This window comes from Kitasatospora sp. NPDC034023 (assembly GCF_055575795.1).
The window spans coordinates 223,288-246,658 of sequence record NZ_JBVIRY010000004.1 but is presented as its reverse complement, the minus strand read 5'-3'; the positions used below and the strand labels follow the sequence as shown (position 1 = coordinate 246,658).

22 protein-coding genes are annotated in these 23,371 nt (G+C 73.2%); 9 read left to right on the top strand and 13 right to left on the bottom strand.

The features are described from left to right. Window positions 1–17: 17 nt before the first annotated feature. Together ACZ52R_RS08200 and ACZ52R_RS08195 are read left to right on the top strand one after the other, a co-directional pair. The gene (locus tag ACZ52R_RS08200; RefSeq protein WP_465753150.1) at window positions 18–386 is read left to right on the top strand and encodes a hypothetical protein; all 369 of its coding nucleotides are present in this window, start codon (window positions 18–20) and stop codon (window positions 384–386) included. Continuing rightward, window positions 383–1,048 (top strand): hypothetical protein, encoded by a 666-nt coding sequence (locus tag ACZ52R_RS08195; RefSeq protein ID WP_465661364.1) that lies wholly within the window; start codon window positions 383–385, stop codon window positions 1,046–1,048. The genes ACZ52R_RS08200 and ACZ52R_RS08195 overlap by 4 nt, the downstream gene beginning before the upstream one ends. A 40-nt stretch (window positions 1,049–1,088) precedes the next feature. Here ACZ52R_RS08195 and ACZ52R_RS08190 read toward each other — a convergent pair whose 3' ends face one another. The 4 genes from ACZ52R_RS08190 to ACZ52R_RS08175 form a co-directional block, all read right to left on the bottom strand. After that, window positions 1,089–1,760, bottom strand: coding sequence for a DsbA family oxidoreductase (locus ACZ52R_RS08190; RefSeq protein WP_465753148.1), 672 nt, complete (start codon window positions 1,758–1,760; stop codon window positions 1,089–1,091). Between the two features lie 125 nt (window positions 1,761–1,885). Beyond that, window positions 1,886–2,617, bottom strand: coding sequence for a DUF6215 domain-containing protein (locus ACZ52R_RS08185; protein WP_465753146.1), 732 nt, complete (start codon window positions 2,615–2,617; stop codon window positions 1,886–1,888). A 186-nt stretch (window positions 2,618–2,803) separates the two neighbouring features. After that, window positions 2,804–3,316, bottom strand: a complete 513-nt coding sequence (locus ACZ52R_RS08180) for a hypothetical protein (protein WP_465661361.1) — start codon at window positions 3,314–3,316, stop codon at window positions 2,804–2,806. Between the two features lie 116 nt (window positions 3,317–3,432). Further along, on the bottom strand, window positions 3,433–3,585 hold the full coding sequence (locus ACZ52R_RS08175) for a hypothetical protein (protein ID WP_465616601.1): 153 nt from the start codon (window positions 3,583–3,585) through the stop codon (window positions 3,433–3,435). Here ACZ52R_RS08175 and ACZ52R_RS08170 point away from each other — a divergent pair. Continuing rightward, window positions 3,574–5,544: a tetratricopeptide repeat protein gene (locus ACZ52R_RS08170; RefSeq protein WP_465753144.1), complete on the top strand. Its 1,971-nt coding sequence runs from the start codon at window positions 3,574–3,576 to the stop codon at window positions 5,542–5,544. The two genes, ACZ52R_RS08175 and ACZ52R_RS08170, sit on opposite strands and share 12 nt — an antisense overlap. Here the strand turns inward: ACZ52R_RS08170 and ACZ52R_RS08165 are convergent. After that, on the bottom strand, window positions 5,541–5,735 hold the full coding sequence (locus tag ACZ52R_RS08165; protein ID WP_360494385.1) for a DUF6011 domain-containing protein: 195 nt from the start codon (window positions 5,733–5,735) through the stop codon (window positions 5,541–5,543). The genes ACZ52R_RS08170 and ACZ52R_RS08165 overlap by 4 nt on opposite strands. Window positions 5,736–5,857: 122 nt before the next feature. Here ACZ52R_RS08165 and ACZ52R_RS08160 point away from each other — a divergent pair, with 122 nt between their 5' ends. After that, on the top strand, window positions 5,858–6,625 hold the full coding sequence (locus ACZ52R_RS08160) for a TetR/AcrR family transcriptional regulator (protein ID WP_465616605.1): 768 nt from the start codon (window positions 5,858–5,860) through the stop codon (window positions 6,623–6,625). A gap of 42 nt (window positions 6,626–6,667) precedes the next feature. On the opposite strand, the gene ACZ52R_RS08155 is transcribed toward ACZ52R_RS08160, so the two are convergent. Beyond that, a complete protein-coding gene (locus ACZ52R_RS08155) occupies window positions 6,668–7,063 on the bottom strand; it encodes a winged helix-turn-helix transcriptional regulator (RefSeq protein ID WP_465616607.1) in 396 nt (131 codons plus the stop codon). A gap of 101 nt (window positions 7,064–7,164) precedes the next feature. Between ACZ52R_RS08155 and ACZ52R_RS08150 the strand changes: the two genes are divergently transcribed. Further along, on the top strand, window positions 7,165–8,019 hold the full coding sequence (locus tag ACZ52R_RS08150) for an SDR family oxidoreductase (protein WP_465616609.1): 855 nt from the start codon (window positions 7,165–7,167) through the stop codon (window positions 8,017–8,019). Between the two features lie 138 nt (window positions 8,020–8,157). Next, window positions 8,158–9,135, top strand: coding sequence for an EamA family transporter RarD (gene rarD, locus ACZ52R_RS08145; protein WP_465616611.1), 978 nt, complete (start codon window positions 8,158–8,160; stop codon window positions 9,133–9,135). Between the two features lie 54 nt (window positions 9,136–9,189). Here rarD and ACZ52R_RS08140 read toward each other — a convergent pair whose 3' ends face one another. Genes ACZ52R_RS08140 through ACZ52R_RS08130 form a run of 3 tightly spaced genes read right to left on the bottom strand, consistent with a single transcriptional unit; the run spans window position 9,190 to window position 12,424 of the window. After that, the gene (locus ACZ52R_RS08140; RefSeq protein WP_465753142.1) at window positions 9,190–10,098 is read right to left on the bottom strand and encodes an ABC transporter permease; all 909 of its coding nucleotides are present in this window, start codon (window positions 10,096–10,098) and stop codon (window positions 9,190–9,192) included. Beyond that, on the bottom strand, window positions 10,085–11,167 hold the full coding sequence (locus ACZ52R_RS08135) for an ABC transporter ATP-binding protein (protein ID WP_465753140.1): 1,083 nt from the start codon (window positions 11,165–11,167) through the stop codon (window positions 10,085–10,087). Before ACZ52R_RS08135 ends, ACZ52R_RS08140 begins: the two co-directional genes overlap by 14 nt. Window positions 11,168–11,170: 3 nt before the next feature. Continuing rightward, window positions 11,171–12,424, bottom strand: coding sequence for a LolA family protein (locus ACZ52R_RS08130; RefSeq protein WP_465616617.1), 1,254 nt, complete (start codon window positions 12,422–12,424; stop codon window positions 11,171–11,173). Window positions 12,425–12,605: 181 nt separating this feature from the next. On the opposite strand from ACZ52R_RS08130, the gene ACZ52R_RS08125 reads away from it, so the two are divergent. Next, window positions 12,606–15,212 carry a bifunctional FO biosynthesis protein CofGH gene (locus ACZ52R_RS08125; RefSeq protein ID WP_465753138.1) on the top strand — a complete coding sequence of 869 codons (2,607 nt, stop codon included), beginning with the start codon at window positions 12,606–12,608 and terminating at the stop codon, window positions 15,210–15,212. 139 nt (window positions 15,213–15,351) lie between these two features. Further along, the gene (locus tag ACZ52R_RS08120) at window positions 15,352–16,467 is read left to right on the top strand and encodes an ADP-ribosylglycohydrolase family protein (protein WP_465753137.1); all 1,116 of its coding nucleotides are present in this window, start codon (window positions 15,352–15,354) and stop codon (window positions 16,465–16,467) included. A 33-nt stretch (window positions 16,468–16,500) separates the two neighbouring features. Here ACZ52R_RS08120 and ACZ52R_RS08115 read toward each other — a convergent pair whose 3' ends face one another. The 3 genes from ACZ52R_RS08115 to ACZ52R_RS08105 form a co-directional block, all read right to left on the bottom strand. Beyond that, on the bottom strand, window positions 16,501–16,716 hold the full coding sequence (locus tag ACZ52R_RS08115; RefSeq protein WP_465616623.1) for a DUF397 domain-containing protein: 216 nt from the start codon (window positions 16,714–16,716) through the stop codon (window positions 16,501–16,503). Then, window positions 16,713–17,576 carry a helix-turn-helix domain-containing protein gene (locus tag ACZ52R_RS08110; RefSeq protein ID WP_465616625.1) on the bottom strand — a complete coding sequence of 288 codons (864 nt, stop codon included), beginning with the start codon at window positions 17,574–17,576 and terminating at the stop codon, window positions 16,713–16,715. The genes ACZ52R_RS08115 and ACZ52R_RS08110 overlap by 4 nt, the downstream gene beginning before the upstream one ends. Window positions 17,577–18,115: 539 nt before the next feature. Continuing rightward, on the bottom strand, window positions 18,116–18,880 hold the full coding sequence (locus ACZ52R_RS08105) for a GOLPH3/VPS74 family protein (protein ID WP_360494350.1): 765 nt from the start codon (window positions 18,878–18,880) through the stop codon (window positions 18,116–18,118). Between the two features lie 559 nt (window positions 18,881–19,439). Here ACZ52R_RS08105 and ACZ52R_RS08100 point away from each other — a divergent pair. Next, window positions 19,440–21,665 carry a D-alanyl-D-alanine carboxypeptidase family protein gene (locus tag ACZ52R_RS08100; RefSeq protein ID WP_465753135.1) on the top strand — a complete coding sequence of 742 codons (2,226 nt, stop codon included), beginning with the start codon at window positions 19,440–19,442 and terminating at the stop codon, window positions 21,663–21,665. Window positions 21,666–21,808: 143 nt separating this feature from the next. On the opposite strand, the gene ACZ52R_RS08095 is transcribed toward ACZ52R_RS08100, so the two are convergent. After that, a complete protein-coding gene (locus ACZ52R_RS08095; protein ID WP_465753133.1) occupies window positions 21,809–23,344 on the bottom strand; it encodes a glycosyltransferase family 39 protein in 1,536 nt (511 codons plus the stop codon). Between the last annotated feature and the right edge of the window lie 27 nt (window positions 23,345–23,371).

Here is a 23,371-nt window from a genome sequence, read left to right as displayed (position 1 = left end):
CCCCGTAGCCTTCCGGTGTGACGAATCCCTGGCCCGACGAAGCCACGTTCGCCTGCGGCGAGCGGGTCGAACTGACCACTCCGGACCCGCCCCGCGCCGAACTCGGCCATCTGGGCGCGGAGATCGTGGGCACCCGGGGTGTGGTCCACGAATGCGTCATCGAGGCCGACGACCGCGACGGCGGCCGTGTCGGGTTCGTCTACTACGTCCGGACCGAGGACGGCAGCCCCTGGCGGCTGCGGCCGGAGTTCCTCGTGTCCCTCGACCGCCCCACCCCCCTTGCAACCCCCCTTGCACAGGAAGTCGGACCGGCCGACTTCCTGCTCCACGCCGACCGGATCACCGCAGGACGGCCCACCCCGCCCTCCGGTACGACAAGCCCGTGAAACTGAGAACGAAGATCCACCGGGTCCGCCTCGGCCGGGACGAGTACCGGGTGATCACCCCGGAGCGGCAGGCCACCGGCGCTTTCCTCTACGCCGACCCGTACGCCTGGTCCACGGAACTGCACCTCGACCGGCAGGGGGCCGAGGACCTCGCCACCCTCTGGGCCCTGGCCGCCCGCTCCCGGCGCTCGCTGATCCACCTGCCGCTGCGGGCCAACACCGGGCCGGGCGACCTGTGGCCCGTCCCGTCCGAGGACCGATTGGACCTCCTGCTCGTCCACCACAGCCTCGGCTTCCCGCCGTCCCGCTGGAAGGAGGTCCGCGCCCGCCTGGGCGCCGGGGTCCCGCACACCGTCGACCTCCCGGCCGGCGATTTCCCGCCCGAGGAGGCCATCGACTACGACCGCCACCACTTCGCGGGCTGGCGCGACGAACTCCGCTTCGCCGGTGCCGCCCACACGCTGGTGGTCACCGGCAGCCCGACCGCCTTCCGCTGGACGGGCTCCAGGCTCCACGCGCTCAGTCGGGAGGCGCGCGGTTGGCGGCCCGATGGGCACCACTGCCTCACGCTCACCCACGGGGGCTGGGGCCCTGGCCGTGCGGCCAGGGGCGTTCCGGGCAGTCTGCACATCTCCTACGCCCACGACTGGAACGCCGAGTGAGCAGGAAGTCGGCCCGTCTGACTTCCTGCTCACTCGCACCTCACCCCTTCGAGGGGAGCGGCATCAGTGGCACGGTGACCCGGCTCTCCCAGGCCTGCTCCAGGGCGCGGGTGAACGTTTCCGCAGGCTGCGCGCCCGAGACGCCCAGCCGCCGGTCCAGGACGAAGAACGGCACGCCCGTCGCCCCCATCGCGCTCGCCGTCGTCTCGTCCTCGCGAACCGCCTTCGCGTACGCCTCCGGATCGGCCAGCACGGCGGCCGCCGCCCCAGCGTCCAGCCCCGCCTCGACGGCCAGCTCGACCAGCCGCTCCTCCTCGAACGCCGAGCGCTCCTCGGCGAAGTTCGCCCGGTAGAGGGCGTCCAGCAGCTGAGCCTGTCGGCCGTGCTCCTTGGCGAAGTGCAGCAGGCGGTGCATGTCGAAGGAGTTCGCCGCGTCGCGCCCCTCGCTCAGGTACGGCAGCCCCTCGGCGCGCGCGTTCTCGGCGATCCGGGCCTCGGCCGCCTCGGCCTGTTCCAGGCTCATCCCGTACTTGGCGGCGAGCAGCGGCACGACCGGACGGGCCTCGTGCGGCGCGCGCGGGTCCAGCTCGAAGGAGCGGTGGACGACCTCGATCTCCTCGCGGTGCTCGAACCGCTCCAGCGCCTGCTCGAACCGCGCCTTGCCGATGTAGCACCACGGGCAGTTGATGTCACTCCAGATCTCGACGCGCACGGCGCTGCTCTCCTTCCACAGAGGTCCCGTCGCGCAGGGCTGCAGCGACTACCAGGGGGAACGCAACTCCCGAGCCTGAATATTTCTCGTGCTGAAATATTCAGGCTCGGACCTGTGCCGCAGGACTACGGGGCGGCGACCCAGCCCGGGAGGGTGGGCATCACCGTTTCGGCGACCCGGTTCAGGGTCGCGTCGTCGGGGGCCTGGCCGTCCTCGCGGAAGATGCTGAGCTCGAAGGCGCGGCCGCCGGGGGCCTTGGGGTCCTGCGCGACGACGAGGCTCCGCGTGACGGGGCCGGTCTTCCCGCCGGGCACGAGGACCAGTGCGTTGGACGAGTAGGTCACGGCGGGGTGGCCGAGCACGGCGGCCGGCTTGGCGAGGAACTGCGGCATGCCGATCATGTCCTCGACCGTGGTCGAGCTGTCCGTGATGGCCAGGGCGGTGTGCAGGAGGCGCACCTCCACCATGGGGTCCTTCCCGAGGGCGAGGGGCGCCGGGTGCGCGGTGGTGATGCGGTCCTCGGGCGTGCCCAGCAGGGCCGGGAGGTCGCGGCGGTTGATCGCGGCGCACAGCGCCGGGTACCCCGGCGGATCCGTGGGCCTGGGGGCGACGCACTCGACCGGCTTGTCCTCCGGCTTCGGCGGGGTGTCGAGGAACCCCAGCCCCCACAGGCCGGCCATGACACCGGCGACCAGCACGACCACGCCCGCCAGCTTGAGGCCGGTCCGGTCGTTGCCCGTCTCGGTGCTGTTGCCATTCTCGGCGTTGTCCGTGCTGCCGGCCTCATCCGCGTTGTCCGCGTTGTCGGCGTCGGCGTTGCCGGCCTCATCGACGATGCCTGGCGTGTCGGATTCCATCCCTGGATCCCCGTTCGAGAAGCTCGCCCCCGACCACCCGAGGACCCCATGAGCCGGGGTGATCGTAGCGCCGGCCCGGCGGGGAGATGCCGGCGGTCAGCTCTGTGACCTGCGAAGACGCGCCGTTCCGCGTCGGGGCTCGGAGGGGGCCAGTCAGGCACGCCTGCGGCGAACGGTAGGCGGCCGCTACAGGCAGATCCAGCAGTACAGCTGCTCGCCCGCCGCGCGCGCCCGGCGGGCGAGGCCTATCAACTCCTCGGCCAGGGGGTGGAGATCGGACGGATCGGCGCCGTCCCACTCCTCCGCCAGCGCCCACTGCGCGACGACCTCCGGTACCCGCTCGTCGGGCACCCCGGCGAGCGTGTCCCGGGCGGCGTTGCCCAGCTCGGTCACCCACGGGCCGCTCGCCCACGGGTCGTCCTCGCCGTCGGGCCCGCTCGGGCCGGGCGACGGCGTGGTCGGCCAGACCGGCGTCTCCGGCACCGCGTCGGGATGCCACTGCTCCCGCCGGATGGCAGCGACGAGTTGGCCGAGCACGACATCCGGGTCGATCCGCTTCGCCTCGACCCCGTCGAATCCGGCACCGAACCCGGCACCGGACCCGTCGTCGAAGTCGGGCCGCCCGCCGCCCGTGCGCTCCAGTGCCCGTACGACCGTCGCCGCGTCGGGGGCCCGGAAGTAGTCGGTCAGCACGCCCATCGCAGCCGTCCTCTCGTCGTCATACTCCTGTCGCTACTGAAGCAGACGCCACTGACATCGAGACAGGAGCCACTGTTCGGGGCCCTCTGCCTGCAGGGCTGTCGCCAAGTGGCAGGTCAGCAGGAGATGTTGCCGCTGCCGGCGTCGGTCTTCAGGACGCCGACGAACTTCTTCTCGAGGTCGATGCGATCGACCCGCCGGCCCGGGGCACCGGATAGCCTCGTCCGGAGCGCGACGAGGCAACCGGGGGGCAGGGCATGGGCGGTCACACCGAGGACGAGAGTGACGAGCGACTGGCAGCCGAGGGGGAGGTCGCGGTCGCCCGGCTGGCGATCGACTCCGGCGACCTCACGCACGCCGCCGACCACCTCTCCGACGCCATCCTCGCCGACCCGCAGCTGCCCGAACTGCACGAGGCGCTGGCCGAGCTGTGCGCCGCAGCCGGCGGCCCGGCGGCCGCGCGCGAGCTGTTCCCGCTGGACGGCGAGGTGTACCTCGGCACGGTCGCCTGCCGGGCCCACGTGGAGGCCGCCGCCGGGGACTGGGACACCGCCGTCGGCCTGCTCGCCTCCGCCATCCAGTACGAGCCGGCCCGCCCCTGGGCGCACACCGCCTGGCTGGCCCGCGAGGACCTGCCCGGCCTGGTCGACCCGGACACCGTCGCCCAGGCGGTGGCCCGTGCGGCCGGCGCGCTGCCCGACCCGCTCCCCACCGAACTGGCCGAAGCCGTCCGGCCCTTCGACGCCTTCGTACAGGCCGTGCTGGCCCGCCACGACGACCACGCGCTGCTGCTGGCGATGGCCTCCGGCCTGACCCGCCGCCTCGGCGCCACCGCCCACGCCGTCGACCTCGCCGCGCGGGCCCACCGCGCGGCCCCCGGCTACCTGCCCGCCGTGATGCTCGGCAACGCCCTGCGCGCCGACGGCCGCCCGGAGCGGGCGCTCGCCGTCTGGGAGGCCGAGCTGGAGCGGGTCGCACCGGACCGGGACAACTCCAGCAGCTACCTCGCCGTCGACGTCGCCGAGCTGTACGGCACCCTCGGCCGCCCCGCCGAGGGCCTGCCCTGGCTGGACCGGGTGCTCGCCACCGAGCCCGACCACACCAAGGCGGCCCCGGCCCGGTACGGGCTGCGCCACGCCCTGGACGGCGACCCGGTGCACCTGCTCGGCCTGGCCGACCACCACCGCGCCCACCCCGACCACGAGTACGCCCAGGACCTCCTGGCCCGGCTGAGCCACCGGGAGCCCTGGCTCGGCATGGTCCCCGGCACGTCCGAGGCCACCATCAACCTGCTGCACCAGGTCCTCGCGGCGCGCGACACCGACCGCGACACCGCGATCGACTGCGAGGTCTCCACCCTCGAACCGCCCAGCTCGCAGCTGGCCCTCCACCTCGCGCTGCCGCACTGCACCGTCGTCTACCAGTCCGTCGACGAGCCCGACCTCCGGCGGCCGCTGACCGCGACCGCCACCACCACCCGGATCTGGGCCTGGGAGGGCACCGACCCCCGGCCCGCCGTCGACCCGCCCGCGCCGGAGAGCGCCGAACTCGTCCGGGCCATCGCCGGGATCGTCTGGCCGAGCGTTCCCGCCGCCTACGACGAGGCCGTCCGCCTCGCCGGGCTGTCACTCGACGACCTGCTCGGCGTCCTCGCCCACCCGCCGCTGCCGCGCGAGGACGAACTCGGCCGGGCCCTGCTCGCCCACCAGCCCGAGCTGTGGGTGCGCGCCGTCCAGGCCTTCGCCTGCCTCGGCATCGCCCACCACCGCGCCGACCAGCCGTGGCCGGAGTCGGACCGCCGCCGGGTGCTGCTCGACCTGCTGCTCGGGCCGGAGGACTGGGTCGCCGAGGCGGCCGGCTTCGCGCTGGTCGCGATCGGCTGGACGCACCCGGAGGCCCGCGCCGACATCGCCGCGCAACTCCGACGGCGGCTGCACTACTGCGTCGACGCCCGGCGGGTGCGCGTGGTGACGATCCTGCGCTCGGTGTGCCGCCTGGTGCTCGCCGCCCCCTGGGTGTCGCCCGCCGACCGCGACCTCGCGCGGGCGGCCATCCGTGCCGAGGACGCCGCCGACGCCCCGGACCCCGTGCCGAACCCCGCGCCGGACCTCGAGTCGGCGCCCGAGCCCGAGCCGAAGCCCGAGCCCACCCCCGTGGCCCGACCCGAGCCCGAACCCGAACACGCGCCCAACCCCGGCCGCCTGCGCCGCCTCTTCGGCCGGGGCTAACCCACCCCGGGCAGCGGGTCCTGGTCGACGTCGAACCGCGCGACCCGCTCCGCCGGGTCGCGGCACTCCGGCCCCAGCCGCAGCATCCGCGACTCCGGGTCGTGCAGCGGCCGGTGGCAGCGGCGGCAGGTCACCCGGGTGCGAAGGGTCTGCGCGGTGTCCGTACCGGGGAGCGGCTCAGGGCTGGTCATGGAGAGACGGTAACGGCCGGCACCGCGAAGGACGCCCGTCGATGCGCGAAGCGATGCACGGAGCGATGCGTTGAGCAATGCGTGCAGCAATGCGTTGAGCGATGCGTGAAACGATGGCCCTCATGGCCACCGACCGCAGCAGCGCAGGAGACCCGGCGCGCACCCTCGCCCTGCTCTGGGGGCTCACCGCCGAGGAGAAGCCCGGTCGGCGCGGGCCCCGGCAGGCGCGCTCGACCGGTGAGATCGCCGCCGCCGCGATCGCCCTGGCCGACGCCGAGGGCGTGGACGCCGTCACCATGCGACGGATCGCCCAGGAGCTCGGGCTCTCCCCGATGGCGCTCTACACCTACGTGCCCGGCAAGGCCGAGCTGCTCGACCTGATGCTGGACACCGTCTACGCGACGATGCCCCGCAGCACCCCCGCCGACGACGGCTGGCGCGCCCGGGTCACCGCCGTCGCGGACGACAACCGCGCGCTGCACCGCGCCCACCCCTGGGTCGCCGCCGTCTCCACCAGCCGTCCGCCGCTCGGGCCCGGCCTGATGGCCAAGTACGAGTACGAGCTGCGCGCCTTCGAGGGCACCGGTCTGCCTGACGTCGAGCTGGACGCCGCGCTGACCCACCTGCTCGGCTTCGTCCAGACCTGTGCCCGGATGGCCGCCGACGAGCGCGCCGCCCGGCAGGACAGTGCGATGACCGACGAGCAGTGGTGGGCCGCCAACGCCGAGCTGCTCGCGAGGGTCTTCGACCCCGAGCGCTACCCGGTGGCGGCCCGGGTCGGTGCCGCCGCCGGCGAGGCGCACGGCGGCGCGTACAGCCCGGACCACGCCTACGCCTTCGGCCTGGCCCGCGTCCTGGACGGTTTGGCAGCCCTCGTCACCCAGCGGTAGGCCCCGTCACACGTTCACCCGACGGTAGGCCCCGTGACGCGCTCACCCGGCGGTGGCCCGCGCGTCGTACTCCTCGCGGGCCGTGACCACGGCCGGCACCCGCCGCTCCGACCAGTGGGCCAGCGCCGCGACCAGCTCCGCCGCCTCCCGCCCGAGCGGGGTGAGGCTGTAGTCGACGCGCGGCGGGATCACCGGGTGTGCCTCGCGCAGGACGAAGCCGTCCCGCTCCAGCGTCTGCAGGGTCTGGGCGAGCATCTTCTCGCTGACTCCCGAGACCTGACGGCGCAGCTCGCTGAACCGGTAGCCGCGCTGGTGCAGCGCGCCGAGGACGAGGACGCCCCAGCGGCTGGTGACGTGCTCCAGCACGCCCCGGGACGGGCACATCCGGTCGAACACGTCGGGCGGGGGGAGCTCCCTCAACTGCTCACTTACCTTCATGTCAGTACCCTACTTTGAAGTGCGTACTTTCGAAAGGTTAGTGCTGTCCCTAAGGTGAGTTCCGAGGCCAGAACCCCACCAATACCCCCTGAGGAGCCACCATGTACGTCGTCACCGGTGCCACCGGCCAGCTCGGCCGTCTCGTCGTCGAGGGCCTGCTGGCTGCGGTCCCCGCGAGCGAGGTGGCGGTCGCCGTCCGCTCCGCCGAGAAGGCCGCCGACCTGGCCGCGCGCGGTGTGGCCGTCCGCGTGGTCGACTACGACAAGCCGGAGACCCTGGCCGGCGCCTTCGCCGCCGGTGACCGGGTGCTGCTGATCTCGGGCAGTGAGGTCGGCCGCCGGATCCCGCAGCACCGGGCCGTCGTGGAGGCCGCCAAGGCCGCCGGGGTCGCGCTGCTCGCCTACACCAGCGCGCCGGGCGTGGCCACCTTCCGGCTGGCCGACGAGCACAGGGCGACGGAGGAGCTGATCCTCGCCTCCGGCCTGCCGTACGCGTTCCTGCGCAACGGCTGGTACACGGAGAACTACCTGGGTGACGCGGCCGGCACGGTGGCCCGGGGCGTGGTGCTCGGCAGCGCCGGCGAGGGCCGGATCGCCACCGCCCCGCGCCGGGACTACGCGGACGCGGCGGTCGCGGTCCTGACCGGCGAGGGCGACGGCCACGAGAACGCGGTGTACGAGCTGAGCGGCGACGCCGCCTGGAGCCTGCCCGAGCTGGCCGCCGAGCTGGCGAAGGCCTCCGGCAAGCCGGTCGGGCACCGGGACGTCGCCCCGGCCGAGCACCTGGCGGCCCTGGTCGGCGCGGGCCTGCCGGAGGGCTTCGCCGAGGTCCTGGTCGACGTGGACGCCGGCATCGCCCGGGGCGAGCTGGCCGGCACCCCGGGCGACCTGGCCCGCCTGATCGGCCGCCCGACCGTCCCGATGGCCGATTCCGTCCGTGCGGCGCTCGGCGCCTGACGGGCTGACCACCCGAAACGCCGAAATCGTCCAGCATGCAAACAATGTCATGACCAAAATCCGGAAACGGAGATGACATTCTGCCCTTCCGCCCGCTACCGTCACCAGGACCACACGCGCGCGGGAGGGCACTCGGCCATGCCACAGACAGACCAGCAGGACAACGGCCGAGGCCTCTGGTACGGCTTCGCGGCCTACGGCATCTGGGGGCTCTTCCCACTGTTCTGGCCGCTGCTGGAGCCGGGCGCCGCCGACGACATCCTGGCCAACCGGATGGTCTGGTCCCTGGTCGCGGTGGTCCTGCTGCTCGTCGTCCAGCGGCACTGGAGCTGGATACGCCCGCTGCTGCGCCAGCCCCGCCGGGTCGCCATGCTGGCCGGCGCGGCCACCGTGATCTCGATCAACTGGGGCGTCTACATCTGGGGCGTCAACGCCGGACACGTCGTCGAGACCAGCCTCGGCTACTTCATCAACCCCCTGGTCACCATCGCCTTCGGCGTCCTGGTGCTCAAGGAGCGGCTGCGCGTCGCGCAGTGGACGGCGGTGGGCGTCGGCGCGCTCGCCGTCGCGGTGCTGAGCGTCGCGTACGGGCAGCTGCCGTGGATCGCGCTGACCCTCGCGTTCTCCTTCGCCACCTACGGCCTGCTGAAGAAGAAGGTCGGGCTGAGCGGGCTGGAGAGCCTCGCGGCGGAGAGCGCCTTCATGTTCCCGTTCGCCCTGGGCTACCTGATCTACCTGCAGATCAGCGGGCGCGGCACCTTCGGACACACGGTGGCCGGCTCGTACGGCTGGGGGCACTCCGGGCTGCTGATGCTCAGCGGTGTGATCACCGCCATCCCGCTGCTGTTCTTCGGCGCGGCCGCCGTACGGGTGCCGCTGACCGTGCTCGGGCTGCTGCAGTACCTGGCGCCGGTGTTCCAGTTCCTGATCGGCGTCGCCGTCTTCCACGAGTCGATGCCGCCCGCCCGCTGGGCCGGCTTCGCCCTGGTCTGGGCCGCGCTCGCACTGCTCACCTGGGACGCGCTGCGCCAGGTGCGGGCCGACCGCGCGGCGCGGGCCGCGGCGGTCCTGCGGCCCGCACCGGCGGAGATGGCCAAGGCGACCGTCACGCCCTGAACGCCCTCACCCGCCGCAGCCTCACCCGCCGCAAGCCTCACCCGCGGTGAGCCGTCAGGCGCTGATGTCCCGGCTGCTGAAGCGCGACCAGGCCGCCGCGCCGAACACGGCGACGTAGGCGGCCTGCAGCCCGAGGTCCTTCAGCACGCCGTCCCAGTACATCGGCGCCCGCAGCAGGTCCGCGAAGTTCAGCCAGTAGTGGGTGAACAGGAACGGCCGGATCGCGTCCAGCTGCGGGAAGGCGTCCAGGATCTGGACGGTGATCACCAGTCCGACGGTGGCGGCCATCGCCGCGATGCCGCTGCCGGTGAGCGTGGAGACGAACAGCCCGATCGCCACCAGCCCGGCCAGCGAGGCGGCGACCACGCCGGCCACCAGCACCGCGCGCAGCAGCGCGTCGGCGAAGCCGATGGTGTCCCCGGAGATCAGCGTGACCTCGCCGAGCGGGAAGAGCGCGGCGCCGGTGGCCAGGGCCGCCGCCGCGACCGCCGCCGTCGCGGCCAGGCAGAACACCAGCGCGGCGGTGAACTTGGCGGCCAGCAGCCTGGTCCGCCCGGTCGGGGCGACCAGCAGGTAGCGCAGCGTCCCGGTGGCCGCCTCGCCCGCCACCGAGTCCCCGGCGACCACCCCGACCGTCATCGGTAGGAAGACCGGCAGCGCGACCGCCAGCGCGGTGAAGACCAGGAACAGCCCGTTCTGGGTGGTCTGCGCGATGAAGTTCGGACCGCCGCCGCCCTCGTGCGGACTGTCCGTGTTGAGCTTGACGACCACCCCGATCAGGACCGGCAGCACCGCCAGGATCGCCAGCAGCACCTTGGTCCGCAGCCGGCGGAAGGTCAGGTGCAGCTCGTTGCGGAACAGCGCCAGGAACCCGCCCGCCGTCTGCGGCCGCCGGCCGTTGACCACCGCTGCCCCGGTCCGCACCGTTGCCTCGGCCGGCGCCGTCGAATCAGCCCGCGACATCGAAGCCCTCCCCGGTCAGCGCCACGAAGGCGTCCTCCAACGTGCCCCGCTCCAGCCCGAAGCCGTGCACCCGCACCCCGGCCTCGACCAGCGCCGCGCACAGCTTGGGCAGCGCCTCGTCGTCCCGCTCGCCCAACTCGCCGTCCACCCGGCCCTCGCCGGGCACCAGGCCGGTGACCTGGTGGGTGGCCAGCACCTCGGCGGCCTGCGCCACGTCCGGGGTGCGGACCACCAGCCGGCCCTGCGCACGGGCGGCCAGTTCGGCGACGGTGCCCTGCACCACCAGCCGGCCCCGGGACATCACCGCCGCGTGCGTGCAGACCTGCTCGATCTCGTCCAACAGGTGCGAGGAGAGGAACACCGTGGTGCCCTCCGCCGCGACCTCCCGGACCAGCGCCCGGATCTCCCGCATGCCCTGCGGGTCCAGCCCGTTGGTCGGCTCGTCCAGCACCAGCAGCTCGCGCGGCTGCAGCAGCGCGGAGGCCAGGCCGAGGCGCTGCTTCATGCCGAGCGAGTACGCGCGGGCCTTCTTGCCCGCCGCCGCGCTCAGGCCGACCCGCTCCAGCGCCGCGTCGACCCGCTGCGGCCGGGTGCGGGGGTCGGCGGTCGGGTCGGCGGCGTCGAACCGGATCAGGTTGTCCCGCCCGGAGAGGAAGCCGTACAGCGCGGGGCCCTCGATCAGCGCGCCCACCCGGGGCAGCACGGAGGCGACGGACTGCGGCATCGACTCGCCGAGGACGCTGGCCACCCCCGAGGTGGGGGCGATCAGGCCCATCAGCATCCGGATGGTGGTGGTCTTGCCGGAGCCGTTGGGGCCCAGGAAGCCGAAGACGGAGCCGCGCGGCACGGCCAGGTCCAGGCCGTCCACGGCGAGCTGGCCGCCCCGGAAGCGCTTGGTCAGGCCGCGGGTTCTGATGACATCGTCGGTGGCGGAAACAGCGGGGGATGCGGATGCGGATGCGGATGCGAATGCGGAGGCGGGCGGAACGGGATCGGGGGCCGGGCGCGGCTCGGCGCCCGGACCCCCGGCCGACTCCGTAACGTCCCCCGTTACGGGAGTCTTGGTCATCCGTCAGTTCACCCCGGCGGCGTGCTGCAGGACCGGCAGGGTCACCGCGCCGGCGAAGACCCGGCCGTCGTCGGTGAGCAGGACGTTGACCACCTTGGTGCCGATCAGGGTGCCGCCGTCGACCTGCTTGCCGAGCGACTTCATCAGCCCCTGCGGGTTCACCGAACCGCGCCCGCCGCCGTGCTTGCCGTCGCCCTTTGCGGCGCCCTTTCCGGCGACCTGCCCGTCACCCTTCGGCGTCGCGCCCGGCCCGCTGGGCAGCTGCCCGGTGAGCACGGCCGTCCAGCCCTCGCCGATCACGTTCACGCCCTCGTGCGCCTTGGCGTCGGAGCCCGCCGCGGCCTTGCCCTCGGCCGCCGCCTCGTCCGCCTTCTTCTCCGTCACCTTGGCGCCCTTGGGCACGGTGAAGTCGAAGGTCTTGGCGGCCGGCTTGGCGAAGGAGACGTCGGTGAAGTGGACGTCCAGGACGGTGGTGCCGTCGGTGGACTTCACCGCCACCGCGAGCGGCACGCCATTGTCGGCGGCCACCGCGATCCGGACCTCGGCGACGGTCGAGCCGCTCTGGGTCGGCTTCACGCTCAGCTGGTAGGCCTTCTGCCCGGCCACGTTGGCCGTCCCGGCGACGGTGACCGAGGTGGTGCCGGCGCTCGCGGTCAGGAACTGCCGGGCGGCGTCCTGCGGGGTGGCCGGCAGCTGGGACAGCGGGGCCTCGGGGTGCCTGTCGCCGGCCCGGCCGGTCAGGTGCACCGCGCTGTTGGTCGAGCTGTCCCAGGCCCAGGACTGGTCGCCGTTGCGGACCACGGTGTAGCCGGCCATGCTCTCCATCATGTCCACCCGCTGGTGGGTCGGGCCGTCCACCGCGACCCGCAGCGTCCGGTCGCCGCCGAGCAGGCCGAGCAGCTTGGCCTGCGGGTCGGCCGACGCGCCCGCCCCGTCCCCGCCGTGCCCGGACGCCGCCGCGCCGAGGCCGCCGGCCGCGCCCAGCAGCTGGCTGGGCAGGCCGAGGTCGGTGGTGACCGAGACCGTCCCGGACAGGGACTGCGTCTCGGAACCGAGCGCCTTGGCGACCACCTGCTCCGCCGTCAGCGTCGGCAGGTCGGGCGGGGAGTCGGCGGCCAGCGCGGGCACCAGCCCGACCCCCGCGGCGATCACCGCGGCCACCGCCACCGGCACCCCGGCACGCACCAGCACGCGCCGCCGCGAGCGGTACGGCACGCCGCCGTCCAGCTCGTCCCCCGCCGCCGTCTCATTGGTCATGGCGTACTCAACTCCTCTGCGAACACGTTCGATTGACCTTGCCCCTCCATTAGAGGCCGCCACGCCGCCGCCGGCATCGCCCTGCAGGGCCAGATCGGGTTGGCCTTCGTGGGTATGCCGACCCTGAGACGGCCTCAGGGTTACTCATCCCGGGGTACCACCCCTGGCGTAGGGTCGCGACATGGACGGAACCGCCACGGACGCAAGCACCCCGCCGACCGCGAACGCGATGCGCCGCGCCCTGCGCCGCGCCCGGGACGGCGTCGCCCTCGACGTGACCGAGGCCGCCGTGCTGCTCCAGGCCAGAGGCGAGGACCTGCGCGACCTCTGCGCGAGCGCCGCCCGGGTACGCGACGCGGGCCTCGAAGCGGCCGGCCGACCCGGCGTCATCACCTACTCCAAGAGCGTCTTCATCCCGCTCACCCGGCTGTGCCGCGACAAGTGCCACTACTGCACCTTCGTCACCGTCCCCGGCAAGCTGCGCCGGGCCGGTCACGGGATGTTCATGTCCCCCGACGAGGTGCTGGACGTGGCCCGGCGCGGGGCCGAACTCGGCTGCAAGGAAGCCCTGATCACGCTCGGCGACAAGCCCGAGGACCGCTGGCCCGAGGCCCGCGAGTGGCTGGACGCGCACGGCTACGACGACACCATCGCGTACGTGCGGGCGATGTCGATCCGCATCCTGGAGGAGACCGGCCTGCTGCCGCACCTCAACCCCGGGGTGCTGAGCTGGACGGACTTCCAGCGGCTCAAGCCGGTCTCCGCCTCGATGGGCATGATGCTGGAGACCACCGCCACCCGGCTGTGGAGCGAGCCCGGCGGCCCGCACTTCGGCTCCCCGGACAAGGAGCCCGCCGTGCGCCTGCGGGTGCTGGAGGACGCCGGGCGCAGCTCCGTCCCGTTCACCAGCGGCCTGCTGATCGGCATCGGCGAGACGTACGAGGAGCGCGCCGACTCGCTGTTCGCGCTGCGCAAGGTCTCCCGCGCCTACCACGGCATCCAGGAGCTGATCCTGCAGAACTTCCGCGCCAAGCCGGACACGGCGATGCGCGGCATGCCGGACGCCGAACTGGACGAGCTGGTCGCCACCGTGGCGGTGGCCCGGCACCTGCTGGGCCCGGCCGCCTGCCTCCAGGCCCCGCCGAACCTGGTCGACGGCGAGTACGAGCGGCTGATCGAGGCCGGCATCGACGACTGGGGCGGGGTCTCCCCGCTCACCCCGGACCACGTGAACCCCGAGCGCCCCTGGCCGCAGATCGATCGCCTGGCCGAGCGCTCGGCGGCGGCCGGCTTCGAGCTGCGCGAGCGCCTCGCCGTCTACCCCGACTACGTGCGCGGCGGCGAGCCCTGGCTGGACCCGCGGGTGCTGCCGCACGTCCGCGCCCTGGCCGACCCGCGGACCGGCCTGGCGAACCCGGACGCGGTGGTCCGCGGCCTGCCCTGGCAGGAGCCCGAGGACCTGCCGGAGTCGTACGGGCGGACCGACCTGCACGCCACCATCGACACCGAGGGCCGCACCGGCGACCGCCGGGCCGACTTCGAGGACGTGTACGGCGACTGGGAGGTGCTGCGCGAGCAGGTGCTCGCGAAGGGCGCGCCCGAGCGCCTCGCCGGGGACCTGCGGGAGGCCCTGGCGGTGGCGGCCGACGACCCGGTGAAGCTGACCGACGACCAGGCGCTGGCCCTCTTCCACGCGGACGGCCCGGCCCTGGACGCGCTCTGCCGGATCGCCGACGACGTGCGCCGCGACGCCGTCGGGGACGACGTCACCTACTGCGTCACCCGGAACATCAACTTCACCAACGTCTGCTACACCGGCTGCCGCTTCTGCGCCTTCGCCCAGCGCCGCACCGACGCCGACGCCTACACCCTCTCGCTGGAGCAGGTCGCCGACCGGGCCGCGCAGGCCTGGGACGTGGGCGCCACCGAGGTCTGCATGCAGGGCGGCATCCACCCGGACCTGCCCGGCACCGCCTACTTCGACATCGCCCGCGCGGTGAAGGAGCGGGTGCCCGGCATCCACGTGCACGCCTTCTCGCCGATGGAGGTGGTCAACGGCGCGACCCGCACCGGCCTGTCGATCCGGGACTGGCTGCAGCGGGCCAAGGAGTCCGGCCTGGACACCATCCCGGGCACGGCCGCCGAGATCCTGGACGACGAGGTCCGCTGGGTGCTCACCAAGGGCAAGCTGCCCGCCGCGACCTGGGTCGAGGTGGTCACCACCGCGCACGAGCTGGGCATCCGCTCCTCGTCCACGATGATGTACGGGCACGTGGACACCCCGAAGCACTGGCTCGGCCACCTGCGGCTGCTCGCCGACATCCAGCAGCGCTCGCTCGCGTCCGACGGCACCGGCGGCTTCACCGAGTTCGTGACCCTGCCGTTCATCCACACCAACGCCCCGGTCTACCTGGCCGGCATCGCCCGGCCCGGCCCGACCGCCCGGGACAACCGCGCGGTGGTCGCGATGGCCCGGCTGCTGCTGCACCCGCACATCCCCAACATCCAGACCAGCTGGGTCAAGCTGGGCGCCGAGGGCGCGGCCGAGATGCTCCGCTCCGGCGCCAACGACCTGGGCGGCACGCTGATGGAGGAGACCATCTCGCGGATGGCCGGCTCGGCGTACGGGAGCTACAAGTCCGTGCGCGACCTCCAGGCGATCGCCGAGGCGGCGGGCCGTCCGCACCGCCAGCGCACCACCACCTACGGCGAGGTGCCGGCCGAGCGGCAGGCCGCGGCACTGGCCTCGGACGGGCACCTGCCGGAGCTGCTGCCGGTGCTGGACTGAACGACGGGACCCCCGGGGCGGGGGCACTGAAGTTCGAGGGAAGCCGCTGATCCGCTCGGGCCTTCGAATACAGTGCGAGGGCGCGCGACCGGCCGTGCGTCGCGCATCCCCCCGCCCCGACGAAAGGCGCCCCGTCGTGATGCCACTGTGGTCACGCGCCCAGCAGCAGGACTACCGCAGCCGGGTGCGGGGCTGCCTGCTCGGCGGGGCCATCGGCGACGCGCTCGGCGCCGGCGTCGAGTTCGAGGCGCTGGAGAAGATCCGGGCCCAGCACGGCCCGCAGGGCGTCACCGGCTACGTCCCCGCCTACGGGCGCACCGGCGCCGTCACCGACGACACCCAGCTCAGCCTGTTCACCGTCGACGGACTCATCCGCGCCCACATCCGGCGCGACACCGGCAGCTGGCACCCGCCCACCGACCTGCACCTGGCCTACCTGCGCTGGGTCGCCACCCAGCGCGACTGGGGCCCGGACGAGCGCCGCCCGGACCTGGGCTGGCTGGGCCGCGAGGAGTGGCTGTACGCCCAGCGCGCCCCCGGCCAGGGTTGCCTGTCGGGCCTCACCGGGGCCGACGCCGAGCGGCTCGGCACCCTGGAGCAGCCCAAGAACCCGCACTCCAAGGCCTGCGGCACGGTGGTGCGGGCGGCGCCGTTCGGGCTGCTCACCACCTGGGAGCCGAGCCTGGTGTTCCAGCTCGCGGTGGAGTGCTCGGTGCTCACCCACGGCCACCCCACCGGCTACCTCGCGGCGGGCGCGTTCGCGGTGATCATCCAGTCGGTGGCCCGCGGCGGCACCCTGGAGGAGGGCGTCCACCTCGCGCTCGCCCTGCTCTCCGAGCGGCAGGCGCACGAGGAGACCACCACCGCGCTGCGGGCGGCGCTGGACGCCGTCCGGGCCGGCGAGCCCTCCGCCGACCGGGTCGAGGCGCTGGGGGAGGGCTGGGTCGCCGAGGAGGCGCTGGCGATCGCGGTCTACTGCGCGCTGGTCGCCCACGACGTCCGCTCGGGCCTGCTGCTGGCCGTCAACCACTCCGGGGACAGCGACTCCACCGGCGCGATCTGCGGCAACCTGCTCGGGGCACTGCACGGGGACACCGCGCTGCCGCCGGGCCTGGTGGCAGCCGTCGAGGGGCGCGCCGCGATCCTCGAACTCGCCGACGACTTCGTGCTGGAGCTGATGCACGGCCCCGAACTGCACGACCGGCGGACGGCGGAGGGCGCCGCCTGGGCCGCCCGCTACCCGGTGACGGGCTGAAGCGCCGCCCCCGCCCGGAACCGCGCGGGCGGGTCAGCCCGGGAGCTCGCCGAAGATGCCGGCCGCCGTCGCCGCGGCGAAGGCGTTCCAGGCCTCGGTCGAGAAACGCAGGTGCGGGCCCCGGGGATCCTTCGAGTCCCGGACGGCCACCTCCCCCGCGCCGGGGACGGCGATCTCCACGCAGGCGCCTTGGCCGCCGCTGTGACTGCTCTTGCGCCATCGGGTTCCGTGCTCGGACGGGGTGATCATTCGTGGAATTCCTTTTCGATGTCGGCTATCAGCGACCGGCTCTCCGCGACACCGAGTGCGGCCGCCCTCAGGTAGTCGTAGAGACCGGTATAGCGGCGCACATCAGCCTCCTTCTCCAGGTAGAGATCGCTCGTCACACCTTCGAAGTAGACAACCGTGGAATCGGCTGACTCAGGGAACTCCAGCAGGGAGAATGTCCCGGTCATGCCGGGATGCGCGCCGTGCGAGAACGGGATCACCTGGATGGTGATGTTCGGGCGCAGGCTGAGCTCCAGCATCTGCTGCAGCTGCCGGGCCATCACCTCCTTGCTGCCGACCTCGCGGCGCAGCACCGCCTCGTCTATGACGGTCCACAGGCTGCCCAGCTGGTCCTCGCCGTGGACGCGCTCCTGGCGCTTCATCCGGACCTGCACCCGGCGCTGCACTGCGGTCGCCTCGGTGTCCGGCTGGGTGCCCTCGACCACGGCCTGGGCGTACTGCTCGGTCTGCAGCAGGCCCGGGACGAAGGAGGACTCGTACGCGCGGATCGAGGAGGCCTCGGCCTCCAGCCCGATGTAGACGCTGTACGGGGTCGGCATGTCGTTGAAGTCGTGCCACCAGCCGCGCTGACGCGACTCCTTGGCCATCTCCATGAGGCTGGAGCGCATCTGCTCGTCGGTCACCTTGTACACGTCACAGAGGTCGCGCACGTCCCGCTGGCTGATGCTGCGGCGACCGTTCTCCAGCCGGCTGATCTTGGACTGGGAGACCATCAGCCGGCCGGCGACCTCTTCCGCCGTCATGCCGAGGCCTTCCCGGAGCTTGCGCAGCTCCGAGCCGAGGCGTCGACGGCGGACGGTGGGATTGACGTTGGCAGACACTTCGACCTCCGGCCGAACCTCTGGTGATCGTTGGAACGGCAGTCCTCGGAACACTTCGGACATTGGGACCAACCCCCCTGACTTGGAGCAGCATGTCACCTTGGGCCAGGTCGGCGCCGGGGAATCACAGCAGCGCGGTAGAACAGATCATCGGAAAAGCGCTTCTGTGAGACAGCGAAAGCCCCCAGGTGGTAATGCGGCTCGGCGACTCGGACAGATCGTGCGACAGATGTCCCCGAACCGCTCTCGCACGTGCCCCTGGCATGGGCGAGAGCGGGCCGCCGCGGGCTTCCGCGGGCTTCCGGGGACGGCAAGAGGGGCGGTCGCCGGGCGACTTGCGTCGCGGGGCGACCGCCCCTCGGTGCTTCTGGTGGTGCTTGTGACGCGGGTGGTGCGGGTGGTGCTCAAGGTGCCGGTGGTGCCGGTCGTGCGTCGGGTCGCTCAGCGCCTCTGGGAGGCGTGGGCGACGCGGCGCACGCTGTCGGGCATGCCCTCGGCGGTGTCGCTGACGGTGCCGTGGGCGACCGGTGCCTCCCCGGTCAGCGGACGCCGACCCGGGAGGCGGGAACCCGCCCGCCCGAACCCCGGCCCGCCGTACGGGAACCGGAGCGGCCGGTGGCCGGAGCGGCCCCGGACCCGGAGCCCGACCCAGCGCCCTGGGAAGAACGGTTCTGCTGCGTCGGCAGGCCGTTCTGCACGTCCATCACGGCGTGCGCGACCATCCCGCCGAGCGGGTCATACCGGATCAGGTCCCGCAACCGCGACCGCGAGGACCGGCCCTCGTTGCCCGGGTACAGGTGCTTGCCCAGACCCACGGAGTGGGCGAGCGCCGCGAGCGCGGCGGTCCGCGGGTCCGGCGGCACGCCGGTGCGGATCGCGGTGTCCAGCCGCTGCTTGATCGCGGCGTTGGTGCAGTCGTCGGACGCCTGGTACCGGATCGTCGGCAGCACCCCGCACACCTGGCCCGGCACGGCCGTCACCATGCCGCAGCGCTCCAGGTGCGCCAGATAGGTCTGCCGCAACCCCAACCGGGGCCCGCCGATCCAGTGCGCCGCGCGTACCGGACTGCCGCGACGGCGCAACAGTTCCAGTGCGTGGTCAAGGGTCGGGTCGCCGGTCGGCCGTGCGAGCACGACAGCGATCCGGTCTCCCTCCGGTACGATCCGTCCGGCCAGGGACAGCTCGACGAGCTGCGCCCCGGCGAGTCCGAGGTCGAGGGTCTGCGGCTGCGCCGTGGTACCCGTGGTCGGGTCCAAAGCGAGCAGCAAGAGTTCCTCGGGAACAGTTCTGCGGCTCTTGCCCATCCAAGCCTCCCCGCGTGGATGAGAGACAGGGTGACGCCTCTCACACGGGCTTGTCGAGTACGCCTCCGAATCGTGACCTTGCGGTGAAGGCGCGGAACCGGCGGTCGCAGGCCCGGCGTCTGATCTGTGAACAGACCGTGGTGCGCCCGAGCGCCGGCAATAAGCGCCGGTCGGGCGGGGTGTGCGCGGTGGGAACGGCCGTCGGTGGCGGAGACTGTACAGGTACACGGGGCGGGGCGTCGGCTTCCCGAAATCGGGTTCGCAGGTGCCCCGCCGGGCGTTGAGGAGGCTGGGATACGTGGGCGAGTCCCCCGACAGGGTGCTGAGGGACGACGAGCGGGAGGGGGGCCGGGAACGCGAACGGACCGGTGCGACGGCCAGTGCGACGGCCGATGCCGCCGCAACGGCCGAGTCCACCGAGTCCGCCGAGGGCGGTTCCGGCACGGCTGCTGCCGGGGCGTCAGCCGAGGCCTCATCGGACGATTCCTTGGACAGCTCTGCGGAGACCTCCGGCCAGGCGCCCGCGAAGGCGTCTCCGAAGCCGTCCGTGAAGCCGTCCGTGAAACCGTCTCCGAAGGCGTCCGCGAAGGCGTCCGACGACGCTCCGGCGGCGGGGGCCAAGGGCGGCTCGACCGTACAGCTCCGCGTCCGGGATGTGGACAGCAAGACGACGATGCTGCGACTGCCGGTGGACAACAGGACCACCGCGCTGCGGCTCCCCGACGAGCTGGTGAAGGCCGCCGGTAACGGGAGTTCCGGTGGTGAGGGGGAGAAGAAGGAGACCCCTTCGGCACCCGCCGGGGAGAAGGAGCCCGCCGAGCGCCCGTCCGGCTCCGACCCGCGTCTCGCCATGCGGACGGGTGCGGCGGTGGCGGAGAAGTCGGCCGGCAAGGCGAAGGACAAGGCGAAGGACGAAGCGGTCGAGCCCGCCGAAGCCGCAGCCGAGCCCGAGGCCGTCGTGTCCGAGGCCGCGCCGACCGGGAAGGCCGACAAGGCCGACAAGACTGACAAGACTGACAAGACTGACAAGACTGACAAGACTGACAGGCCCGAAAAGACTGACAAGCCTGAGAAGGCCGCGAAGGCCGAAAGCACCGGAGCCACCAAAAGCGCCGAGGGCACCGAGGACGCCTCCGCCGAGGACTCTCCCGACGCCGACGCCGACGCCGACCCCGTCACGCTGACCGAGACCGGGCAGCCCGGTCAGAAGTCGGGGCAGGCCGAGAAGCCGGAGAAGCCCAAGCCGCCGCGCGCCCCCGCGGCCGCCTCGGCCGGCACAGTGCCCGAGCCGCCGGCGCCGCGCCCGCTGCCGGAGCCGGACCCCGTCCCGGAGCCCGAGCCGACCCCCGGCCCGGAGCCGCTGCCGAAGCCGGCCCCCAAGCCCGCGCCCGGCCCCGGGCCGGCCCCGAAGCCGCTGCCCGAGCCCGACCCGCGGCCGGTGCCGCCGGTCCCGCCGCTGCCCCGGCCCGAGCCGCTGCCTTCGCCGGAGCCGCTGCCCTCGCCCGAGAACACCGCGGAGGCGATGGAGGTCCTGGCCTCCCTCAACTCCCGCCCGGTCTCGCCGCTGCGCCGCGCCGTCAAGCGGGTGACCATCTGGACGGTCTTCCTCGCCGTCGTGCTCGGCGCGGTCGTGGTGGCCCAGCTGCTGCGGCCGCTGCCGGACGCCACGGTGAAGATGACCGCCACGGGCAGCTACACCTTCAACGGTGACCAGCTCGACCTCGCCTGGCCGGCCAAGGGCCAGTCCGTTGCCGAGGTGGTCGGCGTCGGCAGCCTCGGCAGTTCGGGCCAGGAGACGCCGGCCTCGATCGCCAGTGTCACCAAGGTGATGAACGCCTACCTGATCCTGCAGAAGTTCCCGCTGAAGAAGGGGGAGAGCGGCCCGAAGATCACCGTCGACAAGCAGGCCGCGCAGGAGTCCGGCAACCTCGACGAGTCCCGGGTGGCCCTCACCGAGGGCCAGGTGCTCACCGAGTACCAGGCGCTGGAACTGCTGATGCTGCCCTCGGCCAACAACGTGGCCCGGCTGCTCGCCCGCTACCACTCCGGCTCCGAGGACGCGTTCGTCAAGCTGATGAACGACACCGCGGCCAAGTTCGGGATGACCAACACCATCTACGCGGACCCGGCGGGCTACAACACGGACACCAAGTCCACCGCCAAGGACCAGCTGAAGCTGGCCGAGCAGGTCATGCAGGACGAGATCTTCCGGCAGATCGTCTCCACCCCGGAGACCAACCTCAACAACCTGAAGATCCTCAACACCAACAACCTGATCAACCCGAAGACCGGCGTCATCGGCGTCAAGACCGGCTCCAGCACCCCGGCCGGCGGCTGCTTGATGTGGGCCGCCTACAAGGAGATCGGCGGCGTGAAGCGGCTGATCCTCGGCGTCACCCTGGGCCAGCCGGCCACGGGGCCCAACAAGGGCGAAGACATCCTGTCGACCGTGCTGAAGGTCAGCGGCAAGCAGATCCAGGCCGCCCAGAACGGCCTGACCGGCCAGACCGTGGTGAAGCAGGGCGACGTCGTCGGCTCGGTGGACGACGGGCTCGGCGGCAAGGTCCAGGTCGTGGCGACCAAGGACCTGGTGGTGGCGGGCTTCCCCGGCATCTCCGGCACGGTCACCCTGGACGCGTCGAAGATCGGCCACACCGAGAAGGCGGGCAAGGAGGTCGGCGTGCTGCGGGTGGGCGCCGGCGAGGACAAGGTGGAGGTCCCGGTGGCCCTCCAGTCGGACCTCAACCCGGCGTCCATCCAGTCCCGCCTGCTGCGCACGCTGTGAGCCGCCGAGGCGCTGAGTTGCCGAGGCACTGAGCCGCTGAAGCAACGCCGAAGCCACGCCGAAGGGGAGCCGGTCCGTACCGGCTCCCCTTCGGCGTTCGTTCCCCCGGTCCCCGTAGCCCCGGGGCTACGGCCGCAGCCCGGTTACGTGTCGCGGTCGAGCAGCGCGAGCGTGAACCCGCCGAGCGGCGTCACCTGGTCCGGGTCGCCGTACTGCGTGCGGAGCACCTGTGCCTGGTCGGTCGGCATGGCGCCCAGCGGGTCCGCGGTATCGCCGAGGACCAGCAGCCAGATCCGGGACACCGGGCCCAGGCAGGCCTCCGGCTTCGGGCAGGGCGTCGGTGACAGGTCCTCCGCGTCGTCGGCGCTGCGCGCGACGAACACCGGGTACGGGTGGACGTCCGACGGCAGGTAGTAGCTGACGCCCGGCCAGACCATCGCCCAGGACTGGTCGCCCAGCGGGGCCGCCAGCCCGTCCCCGGAGTGGTAGCCGGCGGCGATCGTCCGGGCGGCCGCCCTGAACGGCTCCTCCGAGTGGTTGTGCGAGTCCGCGTACCGCACGGCGGGCTGCTTGGGCAGCGCCGCCACGGCCGGTACGGCGAGCAGCCCCACCGCCAGCAGCCCGGCCGCCGCGGCGGCCCTGCGGGGTGCCGGGCCGCGCCGCGCGAGGGCCGCCACCGCGCCGTACACCGCCCCGACCCCGCCCCCGGCCAGCACCGCCCAGGCGGGCACCGTGAACAGCAGGTACCGGTCGATGAAGTACGAGGTGTCGCCCAGGCGCGACACCAGCCAGACGCTCACCACCGGCAGCTCGGCGAGCAGCAGCACCTGCCAGGCCTGCAGTCGTCGGCCGGGCAGGGCCAGCGCCGGGATCGCCAGCAGCACGAAGGCGTAGAACACGATGTTCGAGCCGAACAGGTACTCGCCGAAGGTGGCCAGCCGGCGGAGGGAGGGGGTCAGTATCCAGCCCAGCTGCCGGTCCGACTGGCGGCTGCCCAGCAGCACCACCGGCAGTATCGGAACCGCGGCCACCGCGACCGCCAGCGGGTACCGCCACAGCAGCCGTCGGTCCGCGGCCTCCCGGGTGCGCCACAGGTGCAGCGCGACCAGGGCGACCTGCCCGGCCACCGTGCTGAACGAGATCAGGTGCCCCGCGCCCGCCAGCGCCATGGCCGCGCAGTACGGCGCCCAGCGCCGCCAGGTCGGCCGCTCCAGCGCCCGCAGCAGGAAGTAGGTGGCGGCGGCGATCGCGCAGGTCACCAGCGCGTACGAGCGAGCCTCCTGCGCGTACCGGGAGACCAGCGGCGGCACCGTGAACAGCAGGCCCGCGCCGATCGCCGCGACCCGGCCGCCGAACAGCCGCCGGGCGGTGAGCGCCACGAACACGGCGGCCCCCGCCATCGCGAGCACGGACGGTATGCGCAGCGCCACCGTCGAGTCGCCGAAGACCGCGGTCCAGCCGTGCATCAGCAGGTAGTACGCGCCGTTGCTGGCGTCTATGTGCTGGAGCAGTCGCAGCAGATCGCCCAGTGAGCGGGTGGCCACCGTCGAGGTCGCGATCTCGTCCCGCCACAGGTCCGGCGTCCCCAGCCGGTACCCGCCCACCGCCAGCATCACCACCGCGGGCCACAGCCACACCTGCCCCAGCAGTCGGACGACCGGGCGCACCGCAGGTCTCATCGGGTCTTTCGTCTCCTTCGCGCGGTG

Excerpts from the sequence above, each read along its gene's own strand:
- ACZ52R_RS08185 (WP_465753146.1), bottom strand. The coding sequence starts at position 2,617 with ATGGAATCCGACACGCCAGGCATCGTCGATGAGGCCGGCAACGCCGAC.
- ACZ52R_RS08180 (WP_465661361.1), bottom strand. The coding sequence starts at position 3,316 with ATGGGCGTGCTGACCGACTACTTCCGGGCCCCCGACGCGGCGACGGTC.
- ACZ52R_RS08170 (WP_465753144.1), top strand. The coding sequence starts at position 3,574 with ATGGGCGGTCACACCGAGGACGAGAGTGACGAGCGACTGGCAGCCGAG.
- ACZ52R_RS08165 (WP_360494385.1), bottom strand. The coding sequence starts at position 5,735 with ATGACCAGCCCTGAGCCGCTCCCCGGTACGGACACCGCGCAGACCCTT.
- ACZ52R_RS08160 (WP_465616605.1), top strand. The coding sequence starts at position 5,858 with ATGGCCACCGACCGCAGCAGCGCAGGAGACCCGGCGCGCACCCTCGCC.
- ACZ52R_RS08155 (WP_465616607.1), bottom strand. The coding sequence starts at position 7,063 with ATGAAGGTAAGTGAGCAGTTGAGGGAGCTCCCCCCGCCCGACGTGTTC.
- ACZ52R_RS08150 (WP_465616609.1), top strand. The coding sequence starts at position 7,165 with ATGTACGTCGTCACCGGTGCCACCGGCCAGCTCGGCCGTCTCGTCGTC.
- rarD (WP_465616611.1), top strand. The coding sequence starts at position 8,158 with ATGCCACAGACAGACCAGCAGGACAACGGCCGAGGCCTCTGGTACGGC.
- ACZ52R_RS08140 (WP_465753142.1), bottom strand. The coding sequence starts at position 10,098 with ATGTCGCGGGCTGATTCGACGGCGCCGGCCGAGGCAACGGTGCGGACC.
- ACZ52R_RS08135 (WP_465753140.1), bottom strand. The coding sequence starts at position 11,167 with ATGACCAAGACTCCCGTAACGGGGGACGTTACGGAGTCGGCCGGGGGT.
- ACZ52R_RS08130 (WP_465616617.1), bottom strand. The coding sequence starts at position 12,424 with ATGACCAATGAGACGGCGGCGGGGGACGAGCTGGACGGCGGCGTGCCG.
- ACZ52R_RS08125 (WP_465753138.1), top strand. The coding sequence starts at position 12,606 with ATGGACGGAACCGCCACGGACGCAAGCACCCCGCCGACCGCGAACGCG.
- ACZ52R_RS08120 (WP_465753137.1), top strand. The coding sequence starts at position 15,352 with ATGCCACTGTGGTCACGCGCCCAGCAGCAGGACTACCGCAGCCGGGTG.
- ACZ52R_RS08115 (WP_465616623.1), bottom strand. The coding sequence starts at position 16,716 with ATGATCACCCCGTCCGAGCACGGAACCCGATGGCGCAAGAGCAGTCAC.
- ACZ52R_RS08105 (WP_360494350.1), bottom strand. The coding sequence starts at position 18,880 with ATGGGCAAGAGCCGCAGAACTGTTCCCGAGGAACTCTTGCTGCTCGCT.
- ACZ52R_RS08095 (WP_465753133.1), bottom strand. The coding sequence starts at position 23,344 with ATGAGACCTGCGGTGCGCCCGGTCGTCCGACTGCTGGGGCAGGTGTGG.